This is a genomic window from Streptomyces sp. NPDC046716 (assembly GCF_040645755.1).
Lineage (GTDB): Bacteria > Actinomycetota > Actinomycetes > Streptomycetales > Streptomycetaceae > Streptomyces.
In genome coordinates this window covers 53,880-72,841 of sequence record NZ_JBEYYU010000036.1, presented here as the reverse complement: position 1 = coordinate 72,841, position 18,962 = coordinate 53,880, and the positions used below count along the sequence as shown (strand labels likewise).

Annotated in this window: 17 protein-coding genes; 3 read left to right on the top strand and 14 right to left on the bottom strand. The window is 70.9% G+C overall.

The genetic code is table 11. From position 1 onward, the window contains the following. Window positions 1-8 precede the first annotated feature (8 nt). Genes ABZ930_RS25590 through ABZ930_RS25560 form a run of 7 tightly spaced genes read right to left on the bottom strand, consistent with a single transcriptional unit; the run spans window position 9 to window position 7,732 of the window. Window positions 9-2,507 carry an NADH-quinone oxidoreductase subunit G gene (locus tag ABZ930_RS25590; protein WP_361552012.1) on the bottom strand — a complete coding sequence of 833 codons (2,499 nt, stop codon included), beginning with the start codon at window positions 2,505-2,507 and terminating at the stop codon, window positions 9-11. Continuing rightward, entirely contained in the window at window positions 2,504-3,871 is a 1,368-nt protein-coding gene (nuoF, locus tag ABZ930_RS25585) for an NADH-quinone oxidoreductase subunit NuoF (protein WP_361552009.1), read from the bottom strand. The genes ABZ930_RS25590 and nuoF overlap by 4 nt, the downstream gene beginning before the upstream one ends. After that, window positions 3,871-4,731 (bottom strand): NADH-quinone oxidoreductase subunit NuoE, encoded by an 861-nt coding sequence (nuoE, locus tag ABZ930_RS25580; RefSeq protein ID WP_361552006.1) that lies wholly within the window; start codon window positions 4,729-4,731, stop codon window positions 3,871-3,873. Before nuoE ends, nuoF begins: the two co-directional genes overlap by 1 nt. Continuing rightward, window positions 4,728-6,050 (bottom strand): NADH-quinone oxidoreductase subunit D, encoded by a 1,323-nt coding sequence (locus tag ABZ930_RS25575; protein ID WP_361552003.1) that lies wholly within the window; start codon window positions 6,048-6,050, stop codon window positions 4,728-4,730. The genes nuoE and ABZ930_RS25575 overlap by 4 nt, the downstream gene beginning before the upstream one ends. Continuing rightward, a complete protein-coding gene (locus tag ABZ930_RS25570) occupies window positions 6,047-6,787 on the bottom strand; it encodes an NADH-quinone oxidoreductase subunit C (protein ID WP_361552000.1) in 741 nt (246 codons plus the stop codon). The genes ABZ930_RS25575 and ABZ930_RS25570 overlap by 4 nt, the downstream gene beginning before the upstream one ends. Continuing rightward, complete coding sequence (locus tag ABZ930_RS25565) at window positions 6,784-7,338, bottom strand: NADH-quinone oxidoreductase subunit B (RefSeq protein ID WP_031035164.1); 555 nt, start codon at window positions 7,336-7,338, stop codon at window positions 6,784-6,786. Before ABZ930_RS25565 ends, ABZ930_RS25570 begins: the two co-directional genes overlap by 4 nt. Window positions 7,339-7,372: 34 nt before the next feature. Then, a complete protein-coding gene (locus tag ABZ930_RS25560) occupies window positions 7,373-7,732 on the bottom strand; it encodes an NADH-quinone oxidoreductase subunit A (protein ID WP_007383963.1) in 360 nt (119 codons plus the stop codon). A 696-nt stretch (window positions 7,733-8,428) separates the two neighbouring features. Between ABZ930_RS25560 and ABZ930_RS25555 the strand changes: the two genes are divergently transcribed. Next, the gene (locus tag ABZ930_RS25555; protein WP_361551997.1) at window positions 8,429-9,247 is read left to right on the top strand and encodes a C40 family peptidase; all 819 of its coding nucleotides are present in this window, start codon (window positions 8,429-8,431) and stop codon (window positions 9,245-9,247) included. Between the two features lie 82 nt (window positions 9,248-9,329). On the opposite strand, the gene ABZ930_RS25550 is transcribed toward ABZ930_RS25555, so the two are convergent. The 3 genes from ABZ930_RS25550 to ABZ930_RS25540 form a co-directional block, all read right to left on the bottom strand. Beyond that, window positions 9,330-10,994, bottom strand: coding sequence for a hypothetical protein (locus tag ABZ930_RS25550; protein ID WP_361551994.1), 1,665 nt, complete (start codon window positions 10,992-10,994; stop codon window positions 9,330-9,332). A gap of 130 nt (window positions 10,995-11,124) precedes the next feature. Further along, on the bottom strand, window positions 11,125-11,451 hold the full coding sequence (locus ABZ930_RS25545) for a putative quinol monooxygenase (protein WP_361551991.1): 327 nt from the start codon (window positions 11,449-11,451) through the stop codon (window positions 11,125-11,127). A 47-nt stretch (window positions 11,452-11,498) separates the two neighbouring features. Next, window positions 11,499-12,794: a geranylgeranyl reductase family protein gene (locus tag ABZ930_RS25540; RefSeq protein ID WP_361551988.1), complete on the bottom strand. Its 1,296-nt coding sequence runs from the start codon at window positions 12,792-12,794 to the stop codon at window positions 11,499-11,501. A 96-nt stretch (window positions 12,795-12,890) separates the two neighbouring features. Here ABZ930_RS25540 and ABZ930_RS25535 point away from each other — a divergent pair, with 96 nt between their 5' ends. Then, on the top strand, window positions 12,891-13,397 hold the full coding sequence (locus ABZ930_RS25535; protein ID WP_361551985.1) for a GNAT family N-acetyltransferase: 507 nt from the start codon (window positions 12,891-12,893) through the stop codon (window positions 13,395-13,397). A gap of 79 nt (window positions 13,398-13,476) precedes the next feature. Continuing rightward, window positions 13,477-13,827, top strand: a complete 351-nt coding sequence (locus tag ABZ930_RS25530) for a PASTA domain-containing protein (RefSeq protein ID WP_361552051.1) — start codon at window positions 13,477-13,479, stop codon at window positions 13,825-13,827. On the opposite strand, the gene ABZ930_RS25525 is transcribed toward ABZ930_RS25530, so the two are convergent. From ABZ930_RS25525 to mqnC, 4 genes are all read right to left on the bottom strand, one after another. Next, complete coding sequence (locus ABZ930_RS25525; RefSeq protein ID WP_361551982.1) at window positions 13,814-16,135, bottom strand: zinc ribbon domain-containing protein; 2,322 nt, start codon at window positions 16,133-16,135, stop codon at window positions 13,814-13,816. The genes ABZ930_RS25530 and ABZ930_RS25525 overlap by 14 nt on opposite strands. 141 nt (window positions 16,136-16,276) lie before the next feature. Then, the gene (locus ABZ930_RS25520; RefSeq protein ID WP_361551979.1) at window positions 16,277-16,966 is read right to left on the bottom strand and encodes a demethylmenaquinone methyltransferase; all 690 of its coding nucleotides are present in this window, start codon (window positions 16,964-16,966) and stop codon (window positions 16,277-16,279) included. A 182-nt stretch (window positions 16,967-17,148) separates the two neighbouring features. Continuing rightward, window positions 17,149-17,739: a hypothetical protein gene (locus tag ABZ930_RS25515; RefSeq protein ID WP_361551976.1), complete on the bottom strand. Its 591-nt coding sequence runs from the start codon at window positions 17,737-17,739 to the stop codon at window positions 17,149-17,151. 7 nt (window positions 17,740-17,746) lie between these two features. Beyond that, the gene (gene mqnC / locus ABZ930_RS25510; RefSeq protein ID WP_361551973.1) at window positions 17,747-18,946 is read right to left on the bottom strand and encodes a cyclic dehypoxanthinyl futalosine synthase; all 1,200 of its coding nucleotides are present in this window, start codon (window positions 18,944-18,946) and stop codon (window positions 17,747-17,749) included. Window positions 18,947-18,962 lie beyond the last annotated feature (16 nt).

The window sequence follows — 18,962 nt, the reverse complement described above, 5'->3', positions numbered from 1 at the left end:
CATGGGGCTCATGACTGCACCTCCGGGGCCTCGGCGACGGCCGGGCCGATCTTCACGAGGTCGCCGGGGACGGCACCGGTGTCCGAGGCGACGCCGCCGCCGGCGGAGTTGAGCGGCAGCCAGACGACCCGGTCGGGCATCTCCGTGATCTCCAGCGGGAACCGGACGCTGCCCGCGGAACCGGTCACGGCCAGCTCGTCGCCGTCCTTGACCCCGGCCTCGGCGGCCGTCGCGGCGGACACGCGCGCGTGGGCGGCGTGCCGGGTCCCGGCGAGGGCCTCGTCACCGTCCTGGAGACGGCCCTGGTCGAGCAGCAGCCGGTGCCCGGCGAGCACGGCCTCCCCGGAGGCGGGCCGCGGCAGCACCGCTCCGGTCTCCAGGGGCTCCGTGGCGTGCGGCCCGTCCCAGTGGCCGAGCCGGTCCAGCTCGGCGCGCGCGGTGCGCAGGTCGGGCAGCCCGAGGTGGACGTCCATGGCGTCGGCCAGCATCTGCAGCACGCGCCCGTCGGTCGGGGCGACGCGGCGCGTCATCTGGTCGGGCTTCAGCGCGGCCTCGAACATCCGCGCCCGGCCCTCCCAGTTGAGGAAGGTGCCCGCCTTCTCGGCGACCGCGGCCACCGGCAGGACGACGTCGGCGTGGTCGGTGACCTCGCTGGGCCGCTGCTCAAGGGAGACCAGGAAACCGACCTCGTGAAGGGCTTCACGCGCGCGTGCCGGGTTCGGCAGGTCGGCGATCTCGACGCCCGCGACGACCAGGGCCCGCAGCTCACCGGTGAGGGCGGCCTCCACGATCTGCCCGGTGTCGCGGCCGAAGCGGTGCGGGAGTTCGGCCACGCCCCAGGCGGTGGCGACCTCCTCCCGCGCGCGCGGGTCGGTCGCCGGACGGCCGCCGGGCAGCAGCGAGGGGATCGCGCCCGCCTCGACGGCGCCGCGCTCACCGGCCCGGCGCGGCACCCACACCAGGGCGGCGCCGGTCGCGGCGGCGGCCCGGACGGCCGCGGTCAGCCCGCCGGCGACGGCCGCGAGCCGCTCACCGACGACGATCACGGAACCTTCGGCGCGCAGCGCCTCGCCCGCCGCCGCTCCCCCGGCCTCCAGACCGACGCCGGACGACAGGGCGTCCAGCCACTCGGTCTCGGTGCCGGGCGCGGCGGGCAGCAGCGTGCCGCCGGCCTTCTCCAGGCCGCGCGTGCCGTGCGTGGCCAGCGAGAACACCCGCTGCCCGTGCGCGCGCCAGGCCTTGCGGAGCTTGAGGAAGACGCCGGGCGCCTCCTCCTCCGCCTCGAAGCCGACCAGGAGCACGGCCGGGGCCTTCTCCAGCTTCGTGTACGTGACGCCGGTGCCGTCGAGATCACGGCCGCGCCCCGCGACGCGGGCGGCCAGGAAGTCGGCCTCCTCGCTGCTGTGCACGCGCGCGCGGAAGTCGATGTCGTTCGTGTCGAGGGCCACCCGCGCGAACTTGCTGTACGCGTAGGCGTCCTCGACGGTGAGCCGGCCGCCGGTGAGGACACCGGCCCGGCCGCGTCCGGCGGCCAGCCCGCGGGCCGCGACCTCCAGGGCCTCGGGCCAGGACGCCGGGCGCAGCTCACCCGTGTCGGTGTCCCGCACCAGGGGCGTCGTCAGCCGGTCCGGCTTCTGCGCGTACCGGAAGCCGAAGCGGCCCTTGTCGCAGATCCACTCCTCGTTGACCTCGGGGTCGTTGGCCGCGAGGCGGCGCATGACCTTGCCGCGCCGGTGGTCGGTGCGGGTCGCGCAGCCACTGGAGCAGTGCTCGCACACGCTCGGCGACGAGATGAGGTCGAACGGCCGCGAGCGGAAGCGATACGCCGCCGAGGTCAGCGCGCCGACCGGGCAGATCTGGATCGTGTTCCCGGAGAAGTACGACTCGAAGGGGTCGCCCTCGCCCGTGCCGACCTGCTGGAGCGCGCCGCGCTCGATCAGCTCGATCATCGGGTCGCCCGCGATCTGGTTGGAGAACCGGGTGCAGCGCGCGCACAGCACGCACCGCTCGCGGTCGAGCAGCACCTGCGTGGAGATCGGCACCGGCTTCTCGTAGGTCCGCTTCCTGCCCTCGAAGCGGGAGTCGGACTGGCCGTGCGACATGGCCTGGTTCTGCAGCGGGCACTCGCCGCCCTTGTCGCAGACCGGGCAGTCCAGGGGGTGGTTGATGAGCAGCAGCTCCATGACCCCCTTCTGCGCCTTCTCGGCGACCGGGGAGGAGAGCTGGCTCTTGACCACCATGCCGTCGGTGCAGGTGATGGTGCAGGACGCCATCGGCTTGCGCTGGCCCTCCACCTCCACGATGCACTGCCGGCAGGCGCCGGCCGGGTCGAGGAGCGGGTGGTCGCAGAACCGGGGGATCTCGATGCCCAGCATCTCGGCGGCACGGATGACCAGGGTCCCCTTGGGGACGCTGATCTCGATGCCGTCGATGGTGAGGGAGACGAGGTCCTCCGGCGGAACAGCCGCCTCGCCGCCCCCGGAGGGAGCGTTGGTCGTGACGGTCACGCGGTCACCTCCGTGCGGTGCTGGTCGGTCCGGTCCGCCCAGAGGGTCGACCGTGCGGGGTCGAAGGGGCAGCCCTTGCCGGTGATGTGCTGCTCGTACTCCTCGCGGAAGTACTTCAGCGAGGAGAAGATCGGCGAGGCGGCACCGTCGCCGAGGGCGCAGAACGACTTGCCGTTGATGTTGTCGGCGATGTCGTTCAGCTTGTCGAGATCGTCCATCGAGCCCTTGCCCGCCTCGATGTCGCGGAGCAACTGGACCAGCCAGTAGGTGCCTTCGCGGCAGGGCGTGCACTTGCCGCAGGACTCGTGGGCGTAGAACTCGGTCCACCTCGTGACGGCGCGCACGACGCAGGTCGTCTCGTCGAAGCACTGGAGCGCCTTGGTGCCGAGCATCGAGCCGGCGGCGCCGACGCCCTCGTAGTCGAGGGGCACGTCGAGGTGCTCCTCGGTGAACATCGGGGTGGAACTGCCGCCCGGCGTCCAGAACTTGAGGCGGTGGCCGGCCCGCATGCCGCCGCTCATGTCGAGCAGCTGGCGCAGCGTGATGCCGAGCGGGGCCTCGAACTGGCCGGGGTTGGTGACGTGGCCGCTGAGCGAGTAGAGCGTGAAGCCCGCGGACTTCTCGCTGCCCATCGACTTGAACCACTCTTTCCCGCGGTTCAGGATCGCGGGAACCGACGCGATGGACTCGACGTTGTTCACCACAGTGGGGCATGCGTAGAGGCCCGCGACCGCGGGGAAAGGGGGGCGCAGTCGCGGCTGACCACGACGGCCCTCGAGCGAGTCCAGGAGTGCGGTCTCCTCACCACAGATGTACGCGCCCGCGCCGGCGTGCACGGTGAGTTCCAGGTTGAGACCGGACCCGAGGATGTCCTGCCCGAGATACCCCGCGGCGTAGGCCTCGCGCACGGCCTCGTGCAACCGCCGCAGTACGGGGACCACTTCACCGCGCAGGTAGATGAACGCGTGCTCGGACCGGATCGCGTAACAGGCGATCACGATGCCTTCGATGAGGCTGTGCGGATTGGCGAAGAGGAGCGGGATGTCCTTGCAGGTCCCCGGCTCCGACTCGTCGGCGTTGACCACCAGGTAGTGCGGCTTGCCGTCTCCCTGCGGGATGAACTGCCACTTCATCCCGGTGGGGAATCCGGCGCCACCACGTCCGCGCAGGCCCGAGTCCTTCACGTACGCGATGAGGTCGTCCGGCGACATGGCGAGGGCCTTGCGCAGTCCCTCGTAGCCCTCGTGGCGGCGGTACACGTCCAGGGACCAGGACTTGTCCTCGTCCCAGAAGGCCGACAGGACCGGAGCGAGCAGCTTCTCCGGGCTGGTGTCGTGGTCGTTGACTTCGGCGGCCAAGGTCATCACTCCCCCTCCTCGGCGGTCGGCCCCGCGGGGTGCTCGGGGTCCGAGGCCGATGTGTCCTGCGGCGCGTCGTGCGAGCTGAGGTGCTCGGTGGGCGACGGGTCGTGCGGCGGTTCGGTGTCGCGGGCCTCGGACCTCGGGTGGACCACGCGCGCGGGCGGCGTCTCGCCCTTGGCCAGGCGCAGCCCGATCAGCGAGGCGGGACCGGCGCTGCCACCGGCCTCCACGGCGCCCTCGCGCTCGTCGGGGAACCCGGCCAGGATGCGGGCGGTCTCCTTGAAGGTGCACAAGGGGGCGCCGCGGGTGGGTGACACCTGCGCTCCCGCGCGCAGGTCGTCGACGAGCCGCTTGGCCGTGTCGGGCGTCTGGTTGTCGAAGAACTCCCAGTTGACCATCACCACGGGAGCGAAATCACAAGCGGCGTTGCACTCGATGTGCTCCAGCGTGATCTTGCCGTCGTCCGTGGTGCCGTTGTTGCCGACGCCGAGGTGCTCCTGGAGCGTCTCGAAGATGGCGTCGCCGCCCATGACGGCGCACAGCGTGTTGGTGCAGACGCCCACTTGGTAGTCGCCGCTCGGCTTGCGGCGGTACATCGTGTAGAAGGTCGCCACCGCCGTCACCTCGGCGGTGGTCAGGTCGAGCATGTCGGCGCAGAACTGCATGCCGGTCCGCGTGACGTGCCCCTCCTCCGCCTGTACGAGGTGCAGCAGCGGCAGCAGCGCCGACCGGGAGCCGGGGTAGCGGGAGATGATCTCCTTCGCGTCCGCCTCCAGGCGGGTTCGGACGTCGTCCGGGTAAGCGGGCGCGGGCAGCTGTGGCATGCCCAGGCTGACGCCCTGCTCCGAAGAACTGGTGGTCACCGGTCGACGCCTCCCATCACGGGGTCGATGGACGCGACCGCGACGATGACGTCGGCGACCTGGCCGCCCTCGCACATCGCGGCCATCGCCTGCAGGTTGGTGAAGGACGGGTCGCGGAAGTGGACCCTGAACGGGCGGGTGCCGCCGTCGGACACGGCGTGCACACCCAGCTCGCCCTTGGGCGACTCCACGGCGGTGTACGCCTGTCCCGGCGGGACGCGGAAGCCCTCGGTCACCAGCTTGAAGTGGTGGATGAGGGCCTCCATGGAGGTGCCCATGATGTTCTTGATGTGGTCGAGCGAGTTGCCGAGTCCGTCCGGGCCGAGGGCCAGCTGGGCGGGCCAGGCGATCTTCTTGTCGCCGACCATGACCGGGCCCGGCTCGAGGCGGTCCAGGCACTGCTCGATGATGTGCAGCGACTGGCGCATCTCCTCCAGGCGGACCAGGAAGCGTCCGTAGGAGTCGCAGGTGTCGGCGGTCGGGATCTCGAAGTCGTACGTCTCGTAGCCGCAGTAGGGCTGCGCCTTGCGCAGGTCGTGCGGCAGTCCGGCCGAGCGGAGGATCGGGCCGGTCGCGCCGAGGGCCATGCAGCCGGCCAGGTCGAGATAGCCGACGTCCTGCATGCGGGCCTTGAAGATGGGGTTCCCGGTGGCGAGCTTGTCGTACTCCGGGAGGTTCTTCTTCATCTTCTTCACGAACTCGCGCAGCTGGTCCATCGCGCCGGGCGGCAGGTCCTGGGCGAGGCCGCCGGGCCGGATGTACGCGTGGTTCATCCGCAGGCCGGTGATCAACTCGTAGATATCGAGAATGAGTTCACGATCACGGAATCCGTAGATCATGATCGTGGTCGCGCCGAGTTCCATGCCGCCGGTGGCGATGCAGACCAGGTGCGAGGACATCCGGTTCAGCTCCATGAGGAGCACACGGATGATCGAGGCCCGGTCCGGCACCTCGTTCTCGATGCCGAGGAGCTTCTCGACGGCGAGGCAGTAGGCCGCCTCGTTGTAGAACGGCGTCAGGTAGTCCATGCGCGTCACGAACGTGGTGCCCTGCGTCCACGTGCGGTACTCGAGGTTCTTCTCGATGCCCGTGTGCAGATAACCGATTCCGCAGCGGGCCTCGGTGACCGTCTCGCCGTCGATCTCCAGGATCAGGCGCAGCACGCCGTGCGTGGACGGGTGCTGGGGGCCCATGTTGACGATGATGCGTTCGTCGTCGGACTTCGCCGCGGACTGGACGATCTCGTCCCAGTCGCCACCGGTGACCGTGTAGACGGTGCCCTCGGTGGTCTCGCGCGGGGTTGCCTGGGGTGTGGTCACGAGTACGACCTCCGCTGGTCCGGAGCCGGGATCTGGGCGCCCTTGTACTCGACGGCGATGCCGCCGAGGGGGTAGTCCTTGCGCTGCGGGAAGCCCTGCCAGTCGTCCGGCATCATGATCCGCGTCAGCGCGGGGTGGCCGTCGAAGACGATGCCGAAGAAGTCGTACGCCTCGCGCTCGTGCCAGTCGTTCGTGGGATACACGGCGACCAGGGACGGGACGTGCGGGTCCGCGTCGGGCATCGACACCTCCAGGCGGATCAGCCTGTTGTGGGTGATCGACCGCAGGTGGTAGACGGCGTGCAGCTCGCGGCCCTTGTCGCCCGGGTAGTTGACCCCGGAGACGCCCGTGCACAGTTCGAAGCGCAGGGCCGGGTCGTCGCGCAGCGTCCGCGCCACGCGCTCCAGGTGCTCGCGCTCGATGTGGAAGGTCAGCTCGTCGCGGTCGACGACCGTCTTGTCGATGGCGTTCTCGGGGACGAGGCCCTGTTCCTCCAGGGCGCCCTCCAGCTCGTCGGCCACCTCGTCGAACCAGCCGCCGTACGGGCGGGTGGCCTCGCCGGGCAGCCGGATCGAGCGGACGAGTCCGCCGTAGCCGGAGGTGTCCCCGCCGTTGTTCGCGCCGAACATGCCGCGCTGGACGCGGATCTCCTCGCCGGCGTCGCCTCGCTGCCCTGGCAGGTTGGAGGCGCTCAGGTCCTTCTCGGGGTTGGCCCCGTCGCTCTGCGCGTCACTCACCGCAGCAGCCCCTTCATCTCGATCGTCGGGAGCGCCTTGAGCGCCGCTTCCTCCGCCTCACGGGCCGCCTCCTCGGCGTTCACGCCCAGCTTGGAGCCCTGGATCTTCTGATGGAGCTTGAGAATCGCGTCCATCAGCATCTCGGGCCGGGGCGGGCAGCCGGGCAGGTAGATGTCGACCGGGACGACGTGGTCGACGCCCTGCACGATGGCGTAGTTGTTGAACATCCCGCCCGACGAGGCGCAGACCCCCATGGAGATGACCCACTTGGGGTTGGGCATCTGGTCGTAGACCTGGCGCAGGACGGGCGCCATCTTCTGGCTCACCCGCCCGGCGACGATCATCAGGTCCGCCTGGCGGGGCGATCCGCGGAAGACCTCCATGCCGAACCGCGCCAGGTCGTAGCGGCCCGCGCCCGTCGTCATCATCTCGATGGCGCAGCAGGCGAGGCCGAACGTGGCGGGAAAGACGGACGACTTGCGCACCCAGCCCGCGGCCTGTTCGACGGTGGTCAGCAGGAATCCGCTCGGCAGCTTTTCTTCGAGTCCCATTGGTCTGTGGCTCCCGGTCTCCCCTATACGGGGCTCAGTCCCATTCCAGGCCGCCGCGCCGCCATACGTACGCGTACGCGACGAAGACGGTGAGCACGAAGAGCAGCATCTCCACGAGCCCGAACACCCCCAGGGCGTCGAACGTGACGGCCCAGGGATAGAGGAAGACGATCTCGATGTCGAAGACGATGAAGAGCATCGCCGTCAGGTAGTACTTGATGGGGAAGCGCCCGCCGCCGGCCGGCGTGGGGGTGGGCTCGATGCCGCACTCGTACGCTTCGAGCTTGGCCCGGTTGTACCGCTTTGGACCGATAAGCGTGGCCATGACCACGGAGAAGATCGCAAAGCCTGCCCCGAGGGCTCCCAGTACGAGGATGGGCGCATACGCGTTCACCGCTCCTCGCTCCTCTCAGTCGGCGCTGACTGCTGGCGGTTGCATGGGCCCGCGACCCCGACTCCCCCTGCGAACGGTCGAAGATCGCCCACATGTGAAGCAGGTCACAAGCCCAACTTGCCCCGCATCCTATGCCTGCTCCTCTGTGATCTGCGACACGGGGTACGCCAACTACTTTGTGATCTCCACCACCTGACGAAGGATCATGAAGTCGGATGAGCGGTGATCTTCACACTCGAAGCGCCTGAGTGATCACCAGAGGTGACAACTCGACCGGTTACCCCTGGTCAGAGCGGTGCGTTCACTATCAAGAGGAGGGCGCGACAGGCAAATTGGTGTTGGACACCCTTGGCTGATAGTGCGCGGTGTTCACGCGACGGAGGGAGGGGTGAGGACGGAAGTGGACATCGGGGCCGCCCCGTAAGGGTCGGCTGTGACCTGCGTCACGCGCCACGTAACGGCTCGGAAACCGGGCTTGGCCAACGGCCTCAACCGGTGGTAGGCCCAGGGCAATTCGGGCGTTTTACAGAAACCACATGATCACAGCCTTGATCGACCGCGTCAGATGCTGCCCGAATTGCCCTTTACGGCGCCAATGCGAGCTGTGAGGTGTGGAATTCGTGCCCGTCCTTCACAACTGTGGCGCACCACACGTTTCTTGATGAGAACCGTGAAGCCCTGATAGCGGTTGTACTCATGTCCCACACCGCTCACATACCCAGCCACCGGAAGCCCCGTCGCAGCGCCTCGAAGATGGCCCTGCGCGCCGGAGTTACTGGTGGCGTCCTCAGCACCCTGGCAGTGGCCGGTGCGTCGGGTGCGGCCAGTGCCGCCGAGCCCGTGACGCAGACCATCGAACTGCCCACGCTCACCGCCGATCTGTCCACGCAGGTCGCCCAGTCCGCGGACGCCACCCAGCAGGCCGCGGCCAACTACCAGCTCCAGGCGGAGCGTGACGAGGCCTTCGCCAAGGCCGCGGACCAGGCCAAGAAGGACCAGGCCGAGGCGGAGAAGAAGGCGGAGGCCAAGAAGAAGGCCGAGGCCGCCGCCAAGGCCAAGGCCGAGCGTGAGGCCGCCGAGAAGGCCGCCTCGCGCTCCAGCGAGCGCACGACCCTCTCCGCCTCCACCGGCGCCGCCTCGACCGTCAGCGCGCCCGCCAGCGGCTCCGTGGCCTCGGTCATCAGCTTCCTGAAGGCCCAGGTCGGCGACGCGTACGTCATGGGCGGTACGGGCCCCAGCTCGTGGGACTGCTCGGGCCTCGTCCAGGCCGCGTTCAAGCAGGCCGGTGTCGACCTGCCGCGCACCTCGCAGGCGCAGTCGACGGCCGGCACCTCGGTCTCGCTCTCCAGCGTCCAGGTCGGCGACATCCTGTACTGGGGCGGCGCGGGCTCCGCGTACCACGTCGGCGTCTACATCGGTAACGGCCAGTACCTGGACGCCGCCAACCCCTCGAAGGGCGTTGTCATCCAGGACCTGTCCGGCTACCCGGCGAGCGGCGCGGTCCGCGTCCTCTGAGCGCAGCACCACGACACGGCGAAGGCCGCCTCACCCCGTTCGGGGAGAGGCGGCCTTCGCGCATGTGTGACCCGTACGGGCGTCAGGCCGCCCTGCGGCGCATCACGACGACGATCGCGGCGCCGACCGCCAGGACGAGCACCGCGGCGCCGCCGATGAGCAGCACGCCGCCCGAACCGGTCAGCGCGAGCCCGCCGCCCGAGCTCTGGCCCCCCGAACTCCCCGCGGACGAGCCGGAGTCACCCGACGTACCGGACGAACCGGACGAACTGCCGCCGCTCGCGCTCGGCGACGGGCTCGCGGAGGAGCCGCCGTCCGTGGCGCCGCCCGCGCCCTGCCCGTCGCCGCTGCCGTTCAGCACGATCCAGGCGGTGTTGTTGGACTGCTCGGGCTCGCGCGGGTTGTCCCAGGACGGGAGCGCCACCTTGCCCTTGGCGTTCTTCACGACCTTGTCGATGCGCAGCTCGAAGGGGAACGTCAGCTTCGCGTCCTCCAGCAGGGGCGTGGACACCCAGCACAGATAGCCCTTCACCCCTTCGTCGATCGTGGTGAAGTTGCAGCGGTCCGGGGCCTTGGTGACCGTGGCGCCCTTGGGCACCGCCACCGTGAAGCCGATCGACTCGCCGCCGGAGCGCAGCGCGCTGATCCAGCCGGGACCGTCGTTGCGGAAGCCGATGTCGGCCTTGACCGTGTCACCGGCCTTGCCCTTCGCCGAGGCGCCGGTCAGCACCAGGTCGTAGGTGTTGGACGTGGGCAGGTCCAGCTCGGCGTAGCGCGTGTAGTCGGCGGCCGAGGCGCCCGGGAGCTCCTTCAGGGTGAGCGAGCCGCCGGTGCCCGGCGTGTAACCGTCGTCGGCGAGCAGCGCCTTCGCCTTCGCCGGGGAGACCGCGGAGAAGCCGTAGCTGAAGATGTCGGCGAGGGCGAAGTCGGCCGTGCGGACCTTCAGCGGTTCGGCGACGGTGTAGGCGGTGCCCGGCTCGAACGTGCCGGGGACGGTGCAGATCGCGTCGACGCCCTGGTGCAGCAGCGAGCCGTCGGTGGTCTTCTTGTACGCGCAGTTGCCGTAGCTGTCGAGGAAGCTCAGGCCGCGCGAGCCGTGGAAGCGCAGGACCGCGCCGTCGCCCGCCATGGCGCCCTCGTTGCGGAAGCCGACCGGGGCGTCGTACACGTCGCCGGCCTCGAAGCCCTTGGGCTCGCTCAGCTCGCGGTTCTTGTACTCGGCGCCGCCCACCAGGACGTCGATGGTCAGCGGGGCGAAGGTGACGCCCGCGCCCTCGCCGGTGACCTTGATGGAGCCGAAGTCCCCGGCCGCGCTCTCGCCGTTGACGTCGAGGCGGATGCCGCCGAGCCGGTTGTAGTCCGACCCCGCGTTGATCTCGTCGCCCGAGCACTCGGCGGTCAGGCCGTCGGCCGCGCAGGGCAGCTTCACGGCGGCGACGCCCTTGAGCCCGGACGCATCGATCTTGATCTTGTACTCGCCGTGGTGGACGACGGGTACGACCCCGTCGTCGCCCGGCTCGTCGCTGCCCGGCGCGGCCAGCCGCAGGGTGACCTGGGGCTCGGACGCTTCGCCGTTGTCACCGGTGAGGGACAGGTCGACGCGGCTCTCGCCGGTGATGGCGACCGCCAGCGGGGTGTCATCGGCGGCGATGGCGGGTGCGGCGGCGCCGAAGCCGCAGGTGAGCGCCGCGGCTGCGGCGAGCCCGAGCGCGGCGCGGGAGCCGGCCCGGCGGATGTGACGTCTCATCAACGCTCTCTCGTGAAGGTCGCAGGGGGTGAGCCGCACACCGGCTCACCCCCTGCGACCACTCACCCCGGGCGATCGTTGCCCACAGAAGCGTCACAGGAGCATCACAAACAACTCCGCGCGCGACGCGTCACGACTGCGGCGCGAGCTCCCCCATCAGGCCCCAACCCTCGTTCGGGATGTCGGCGTTGATGATCTCGGGGGTGCTCGCGATCAGCGGCGCCATGGCGTCGAGGCCGGCCTTGAAGTGGTCGGACCCGACGTGCGCGGCGCCCGCGTCGCCGTCCCGGAACCCCTCGACGAGGACGAACTGGTTCGGGTCCTCGACACTGCGCGACCAGTCGAAGAAGAGGTTGCCCTCCTCGGCGCGGGTCGCGGCGGTGAACGCGGCGGTCTTCTCCAGCCAGGAATCGGTGTGCTCGGGGCGGACGGTGAACTTCACAGCGATGAAAATCATGGGTCCAGCCTGCCCCGACCTTCCTGACCGGGCAAAACCGGGCGGGGTCAGGCCTTCGGCGCGACCTTGCTCAGCCCGTTGATGATCCGGTCCATGGCGTCGCCGCCCGACGGGTCGGTGAGGTTGGCGAGCATCTTCAGGGTGAACTTCATCAGGATCGGGTGGGTCAGACCGCGCTGCGTCGCGATCTTCATGACCTTCGGGTTGCCGATCATCTTCACGAAGGCGCGGCCCAGCGTGTAGTAGCCGCCGTAGGTGTCCTTGAGGATCTGCGGGTAGCGCTGGAGGGCGAGTTCGCGGCTGGTGTCGGTGGGGCGGGCGTGGGCCTGCACGATGACGTCGGCGGCGAGCTGCCCGGACTCCATGGCGTACGCGATGCCCTCGCCGTTGAACGGGTTGACGAGACCGCCCGCGTCACCGACCAGGAGCAGGCCCTTGGTGTAGTGCGGCTGGCGGTTGAAGGCCATCGGGAGGGCGGCGCCGCGGATCGGCATCGTCATGTTCTCCGGCGTGTAGCCCCAGTCCTCCGGCATCGACGCGCACCACGCCTTCAGCACCTCGCGCCAGTCCAGCTCGCGGAACGCCTTGGAGGAGTTGAGGATGCCGAGACCGACATTGCTCGTGCCGTCGCCCATGCCGAAGATCCAGCCGTAGCCGGGCAGCAGCCGGTCCTCGCCGGGCCCGCGCTTGTCCCACAGCTCCAGCCAGGACTCCAGGTAGTCGTCGTCGTGGCGCGGCGACGTGAAGTACGTACGGACGGCGACGCCCATCGGGCGGTCCTCGCGGCGGTGCAGGCCCATCGCCAGGGAGAGGCGGGTCGAGTTGCCGTCGGCCGCCACGACGAGCGGGGCGTGGAAGGTGACCTCGCGCTTCTCGTCGCCCAGCTTGGCGTGCACGCCGGTGATGCGGCCGGTGCGGTCGTCGATGATCGGGGCGCCCACGTTGCACTGCTCGTACAGCCGGGCGCCCGCCTTCTGCGCCTGCCGGGCGAGCTGCTCGTCGAAGTCGTCGCGCTTGCGGACCAGGCCGTAGTCCGGGTACGAGGCGAGGTCCGGCCAGTCCAGCTGGAGGCGGACGCCGCCGCCGATGATGCGCAGCCCCTTGTTGCGCAGCCAGCCCGCCTCCTCGGAGATGTCGATGCCCATGGAGACGAGCTGCTTGGTGGCGCGCGGGGTCAGGCCGTCGCCGCACACCTTCTCGCGCGGGAACGCCGTCTTCTCCAGGAGCAGGACGTCCAGGCCCGCCTTGGCGAGGTAGTAGGCGGTCGTCGAACCGGCGGGACCGGCGCCGACCACGATGACGTCCGCGGTGTTCTCGGTGAGGGGCTTGGACTGTTCGGTCACGGCGGGTTCTCCCCAGGTTCGAAAACGGTGTGCCGCGGGGCACGGACATGGGCAGTCTATTCAGCGGTATCGATCACCCAGCCGAAGGGCCAGCCCATGACCCGAACTCTTCCCGCCGTGGATCTGCGCGTCCCCACCCATGAGGACGCCTTCGCCTGGCACCGGGTGTTCGACGACCCGGACGTCATGGAGTTCCTCGGCGGCCGGGCCGCCGCCGAGCTGTCGGTCCACCACGAGGCGACGGCCCGCCAGCGCATGCACGACGCCGAGCTGGGCTACTGCCTGTGGTCCCTGGTCAACGGGGACGGCGACGTGATGGGCTTCGCCGGGGCCCAGCCGTGGCGGCACGCCTGGGGGCCGGTCGGCGAGATCGAGATCGGCTGGCGGCTCGGGCGTGCCTACTGGGGCAAGGGGTACGCCACCGCGGCCGCGCTCACCACCGTCGACCGGCTGCGGGAGGCGGGCGTCGGCAGCGTCGTCGCGATGGTCGACGCGCTCAACACCCGCTCGATCGCGGTGACCCGGCGCCTCGGCATGGAGCGGACCGAGACGTTCGTGACGCCGACGGGCCGTCAGGGGCACTGCTTCCGGCTGGCGTTGTAGGGCCCGCACGGGCGTCCGCGGCCTTCCGGGCGGCGGTGGGGGCGGTCTACCCTTCCGGTACCGCCTGGGGGTGACATCTGTGCCGAAGACGCCCAGCACACCCGACACACCGGAAGTCCACGTGCCCGCGCTCGTCGGCCTGATGGCGGTCGACGCGCAGGCCACGGCCCTCGCGTACGGTCTGCGGCTGATCCCCGCGGACCGGCCCGCGCTCGACGAGGCCGCCGTGGACCATGTGGTGCGCCAGTACCCGCTGCCCGGCGTGGAGATCCCCCGGGACGCCGCCGTCACGGTCTGGTTCGACTTCGGGGAGGGCGAGGGCGGCGGTGGCGCGGGGGTGCGCGAGCCCCGCGACCCGGGTCCGCGCGGCGGTGGCCTGCGCCGCGAACTGGGCGAGCCCGCGGTGCCGTCGACGTTCATTCCACGGTGAGCCGCCAGGAGTCGAGCCCGATCCGGTAGGTCTCCCGCAGTCCGGCCCAGCTGTCGTCCCGGCCGGTGAGGAAGATGGCGTACTCGGTGCCGTCGGCGGCGATGTACGACTGGTCGATGCCGTGGAGGAGCCGCCCGCTCTCGTCCTCGTACGTGTACTCCCACAAGGCGCCCGGCCGGCCCTGGAAGGTGTTCGGCTCCAGCCGGATCCGCTGGTAGCCCGTCTTCTTCGGGTCCTCCTCGGCGTGCTTCTCCAGGTTCCGGAGGTTCTCGTACGAGGTGTAGGGCGCCATCGGGATCACTCCGACGAGGTACTTCTCCTGGCCGGTGCCGCCCGAGTAGGTGATCTGGCTGCCGTTCTTGACGCCGGTCCGGCTCCAGGTGCCGGGCACCGCGAAGGAGAAGCCCTGCGGGTCGACGACCCGGCGGTAGCCGGTGGGGACGGCGGGGGTCGTCGCCGAGGGGGTGGCGATGTCCGGGGTCACGGTCGGCGTGGGGGTGGGGGTGGCCGTGGTCGGGGACGGGGTCTGCGCGGTCTCCACGGCGACCGGCGTGTCGTCCCGGGCGTCGTCCGTGCCGCCGTCGCCGTCGTCCCGGAGCAGCAGCACACCGGCCGCGGCGCCGCCGCCGACGACGAGGGCGGCGAGGAGGGTGGCGGCCCAGACGGCCACACGCCGGTCGGGCTGCCGGGCCGGGACCGGCGGCGGCAGGGGCGGGGGAAGGACGGAGCCGGTCCGGGTGGGCTCGGCGGCGAAGTCGACGACCGGGGGCGGCTCCTGCGCGCCGGTGGCGAAGGGCGCGGCGCCCGGTGCGCCGACGGGCCCAGGGCCGGATCCGCCGAGCCGCAGCAGATACGGCGCGAGGAAGACCCCGCCGCCCACCCACAGCAGCCCGAACAGCAGCAGCTCCGGCATGTTCAGGCCGCCCTCGCCGGTGCCGCCGAAGGAGAGCTCGTCGGTGAGACCGCCCGAGGTCGTCACCGAGAACCCGCTGACGGCGCACAGGACGAGGAGCAGCGCGTAGAAGAAGCCGCCGCCGAGGTACAGCTCGCGCCGGTCGCGCGAGCGCCGGGCGATGAGCACGCCGACGAGCAGCGCGAGCACCAGGCCGAACGCCAGTACCCCGATGACGGCGCCGGTGTTGACGTCGTCGCCGAGCTGTCCCAGGCCGTACGTGTCGTGCTCGTACCGGCTGCCGACGAGGCCCGAGCCGCGCAGATCGGCCTCGACGGGCGCGCCCCACACGAAGCCGAGGCCGGTCAGCGCGAGGTTGGGCAGGTAGAGGGCGAGCAGCACGATGCCGGCGGTGACGCTGCCGCCGGTGGCGCTGTCGACGTCGCCGCCGTCTTGGCCGTCGTCGGCGACGATGCCGACGACGAAACCCGCGACGAGCACCAGCGGCAGCACCCAGGCCATCGCCCGCACCGCGGACCCGAAGGCGCGGCTCGCGGCGGCGGCGCCGGGGCGCACGGCGAGCCACTGGGCGAGGTCGGACCGCTGGAACACGGCGGCGGTGACGACGGTGCCGAGTGCCAGCGTGCACAGCGCCACCAGCAACGGCGAGGTGTGGAAGGAGACCTGCTGGACCGTCGGCTGCCCGAACAGGGCGAGCACGACCGTCCCCGCCATCGCCAGCAGCCCGACCCGGACCGCGGTCTCCAGGCCCAGGGTGCGGGCGGGCGGCGGACCCCACGGCGCCTCGGCCCCCTTGGCGGCGAGGGTGCGCGTGCGCAGCATCCGTACGCCGACCAGCAGCGCCACGCACCACAGCACGGGGACGAGCAGCGGCGGCATGAAGAGGTCGATCGAGCCGCCCGCCGAGGTGTCGGACGCGCTGTCGAACGGTGAGGAGCCGCCGCTCACCGCGCTCACCCCGAAGCTGCCGCCGAGGCCGTGCATCAGGGCGGTCAGGGCGATCCGCAGCCGGGCGCCGAACCCGACGAATTCCTCGGAGCCGGCGTCGGCGTGCTGGCCGTAGCCGGGGATCGCGAGTGCCACGGCCCCGATGAGCAGCAGCCCCACGGGCCACAGCGCGGCCTGCGCCGCGCCGGCCCAGTCACCGCGGAAGGCGCGCCCGAAGAAGGCGCCGACCGGGGACGGGCCGGTGGGGCCCGGGGGTGGGGCCGGGTGGGCGGGCGGCGGCCGGTAGGTGGGCGGCGGCGGGGTGTCGGGGACGGGCGGCAGGGGCTGGTCCAGGGCCGTCGGGGTCGCCGGGGGCGGGAACTCCGGGGAGCGCTCCTTCCCGCATCGCATGCAGAAGCGGGCCTCCGCCGGAGCCTCGGCTCCGCAGTGCGGGCAGAACGACGTCATGGGGCGCTCCGATCCGTGGACGCACAGGTGCCGCCCCGTCACGAGGCGTCACCACGCAATCAACGGACATATCTTCCCGCCGCGCCGGTTCCCTACAACGCCCTGCGAAATCAGTGAAGTTGAACCGTTACAGATCCACGGTCACTTGATGCCGCGGTGCAGGGCGACGATGCCGCCCGTCAGGTTGCGCCAGGCGACCTTGTTCCAGCCCGCCTGCTGGAGCATCGCGGCCAGTTCCGGCTGGGTGGGCCAGGCGCGGATGGACTCCGCCAGGTACACGTACGCGTCCGGGTTCGAGGAGACGGCGCGCGCGACGGGCGGCAGGGCGCGCATCAGGTACTCGGTGTAGACGGTGCGGAACGGGGCGGCCGTGGGGTGGCTGAACTCGCAGATGACGACGCGGCCGCCGGGCTTGGTGACCCGGTACAGCTCGCGCAGCGCGACGTCGGTGTCCTGGATGTTGCGCAGGCCGAAGGAGATGGTGACGGCGTCGAACGTGTCGTCCTTGAACGGCAGCTTCATCCCGTCACCGGCCGTGAACGGCATCCAGGGGTGGCGCTGCTTGCCGACCCGCAGCATGCCCAGCGAGAAGTCGCAGGGGACGACGTAGGCGCCGGCCTGGACGAAGGGCTGGGAGGAGGTGGCGGTGCCGGCGGCGAGGTCGAGGATCTTCTGTGCCGGGCGGGCGTCGACGGCCTTGGCGACCTCCTTGCGCCACAGCCGTGCCTGTCCCAGGGACAGCACGTCGTTGGTGAGGTCGTACTTCTCCGCCACGTCGTCGAACATCGAGGCGACTTCGCGGGGCTGCTTGTCCAGGGATGCACGGGTCACTCCGCCATTGTGGCAGCCGCCCGTCCCACCTCGGGCGGCGCCTCGGCTGCCGGGACCGGACGCGTTGCCGAGCGCGCCACCGTCGTGGCTGGTCGCGCAGTTCCCCGCGCCCCTGAGGCATGCGCTCCGCGCAGCCTCCCCTAGGGGCTGCGCTGCGCGACCGGCCCGACGCGAGGTGCGGGTCAGCGGGCCCGGTACACCAGGCGGCCGTCGATCACGGTGGCCACGCACGTGGCAGCTCCCCGGGTGACCAGTGCGGCTCGGTCGGGGACGTCGAAGACGGCGAAGCGGGCGGGGCCGCCCACCGTGAGGGCGGGCAGCAGCACCAGGGGTTTCGGGGAGAGCGAGACGGGGCCCGGCAACCGATCCGGCCGCGCCGCGAAGACGAGCCCCGAGCGCTGCGCCACGTCGAGCACGGCCTTGGCCCGCAACTCCCCGGCGACGGCGACGGTCCCGTGCTCGAACAGCCGCTGCACCCCCCGCCGCGCACTGGCCCCGAGCAACGAAGGATCGGCCCGGAAGATCTCCCGCGCCCGCTCCCCGCCGATCGGCACGGTGCCGTACGTGTCGGCCTCGCGCGGATCCGGGTGGTACGTGGATTCGAGGATCTCGGGGCCGTAGGGATTGAGCAGCCCGGGCGTGAGGATCCCGGGCCACCGCCGCACCCGGACCTCCGGATGGGCGGCAGCCAGTTCCTCGTAGGATCCGAGCGCCTCGACGCGCCCGCCCTCGACGAGGACCGAGCCCTCGTCGGTGGCGTGAAGTGTCCGCACGTGAGACCTAGTTGGTGGAGACGAGCTTGAGCTCGGGGTGCGCCGTGCCGCCCTCGATCGCGATGGACGAGATGTGCGAGGAGGCCCGGTCGTCGACGGGGTCGTTCGCCGGGTCGTCGTGCACGACGAGGTGCTCGTACGTGGTGGCGCGCTGCGCCGGGACGCGGCCCGCCTTGCGGATCAGGTCGATGATCTCCATGCGGTTCGAGCGGTGCTTGGCACCGGCCGAGGAGACGACGTTCTCCTCCAGCATGATCGAGCCGAGGTCGTCGGCGCCGTAGTGCAGGGACAGCTGGCCGACCTCCTTGCCCGTGGTCAGCCAGGAGCCCTGGATGTGCTGGACGTTGTCCAGGAAGATCCGGGCGATGGCGATCATGCGCAGGTACTCGAAGAGCGTGGCCTGCGTACGGCCCTTGAGGTGGTTGTTCTCCGGCTGGTACGTGTACGGGATGAAGGCGCGGAAGCCGCCCGTCCGGTCCTGTACGTCGCGGATCATGCGCAGGTGCTCGATGCGCTCGGCGTTCGTCTCGCCGGTGCCCATCAGCATGGTGGAGGTGGACTCGACGCCCAGGTTGTGCGCGGCCTCCATGATCTCCAGCCAGCGCTCGCCGGACTCCTTCAGCGGGGCGATGGCCTTGCGCGGCCGCGCGGGCAGCAGCTCGGCGCCGGCACCGGCGAAGGAGTCGAGCCCGGCGGTGTGGATCCGCTGGATGGCCTCCTCGACCGACACCTTGGAGATGCGGGCCATGTGCTCGACCTCGGAGGCGCCCAGGCTGTGGATGACCAGCTCGGGGTACGCCTTCTTGATCGCGGAGAAGTGCTCCTCGTAGTACTCCACGCCGTAGTCCGGGTGGTGGCCGCCCTGGAACATGATCTGGGTGCCGCCCAGCTCGATCGTCTCCGCGCAGCGGCGCAGGATGTCGTCGAGGTCGCGGGTCCAGCCCTTCTTGGTGTCCTTCGGGGCCGCGTAGAAGGCACAGAACTTGCACGCCGTGACGCACACGTTCGTGTAGTTGATGTTCCGCTCGATGATGTACGTGGCGATGTGCTCGATGCCCGCGTACTTGCGGCGGCGGATCGCGTCGGCGGCGGCGCCCAGCGCGTGCAGCGGGGCGTCGCGGTACAGGGCGACGGCCTCTTCCGGGGTGATGCGCCCGCCGGCGGCGGCACGGTCGAGGACGGACTGCAGTGCGGCCTTCTCGGTCACCGTGCGGGCCCCTTTC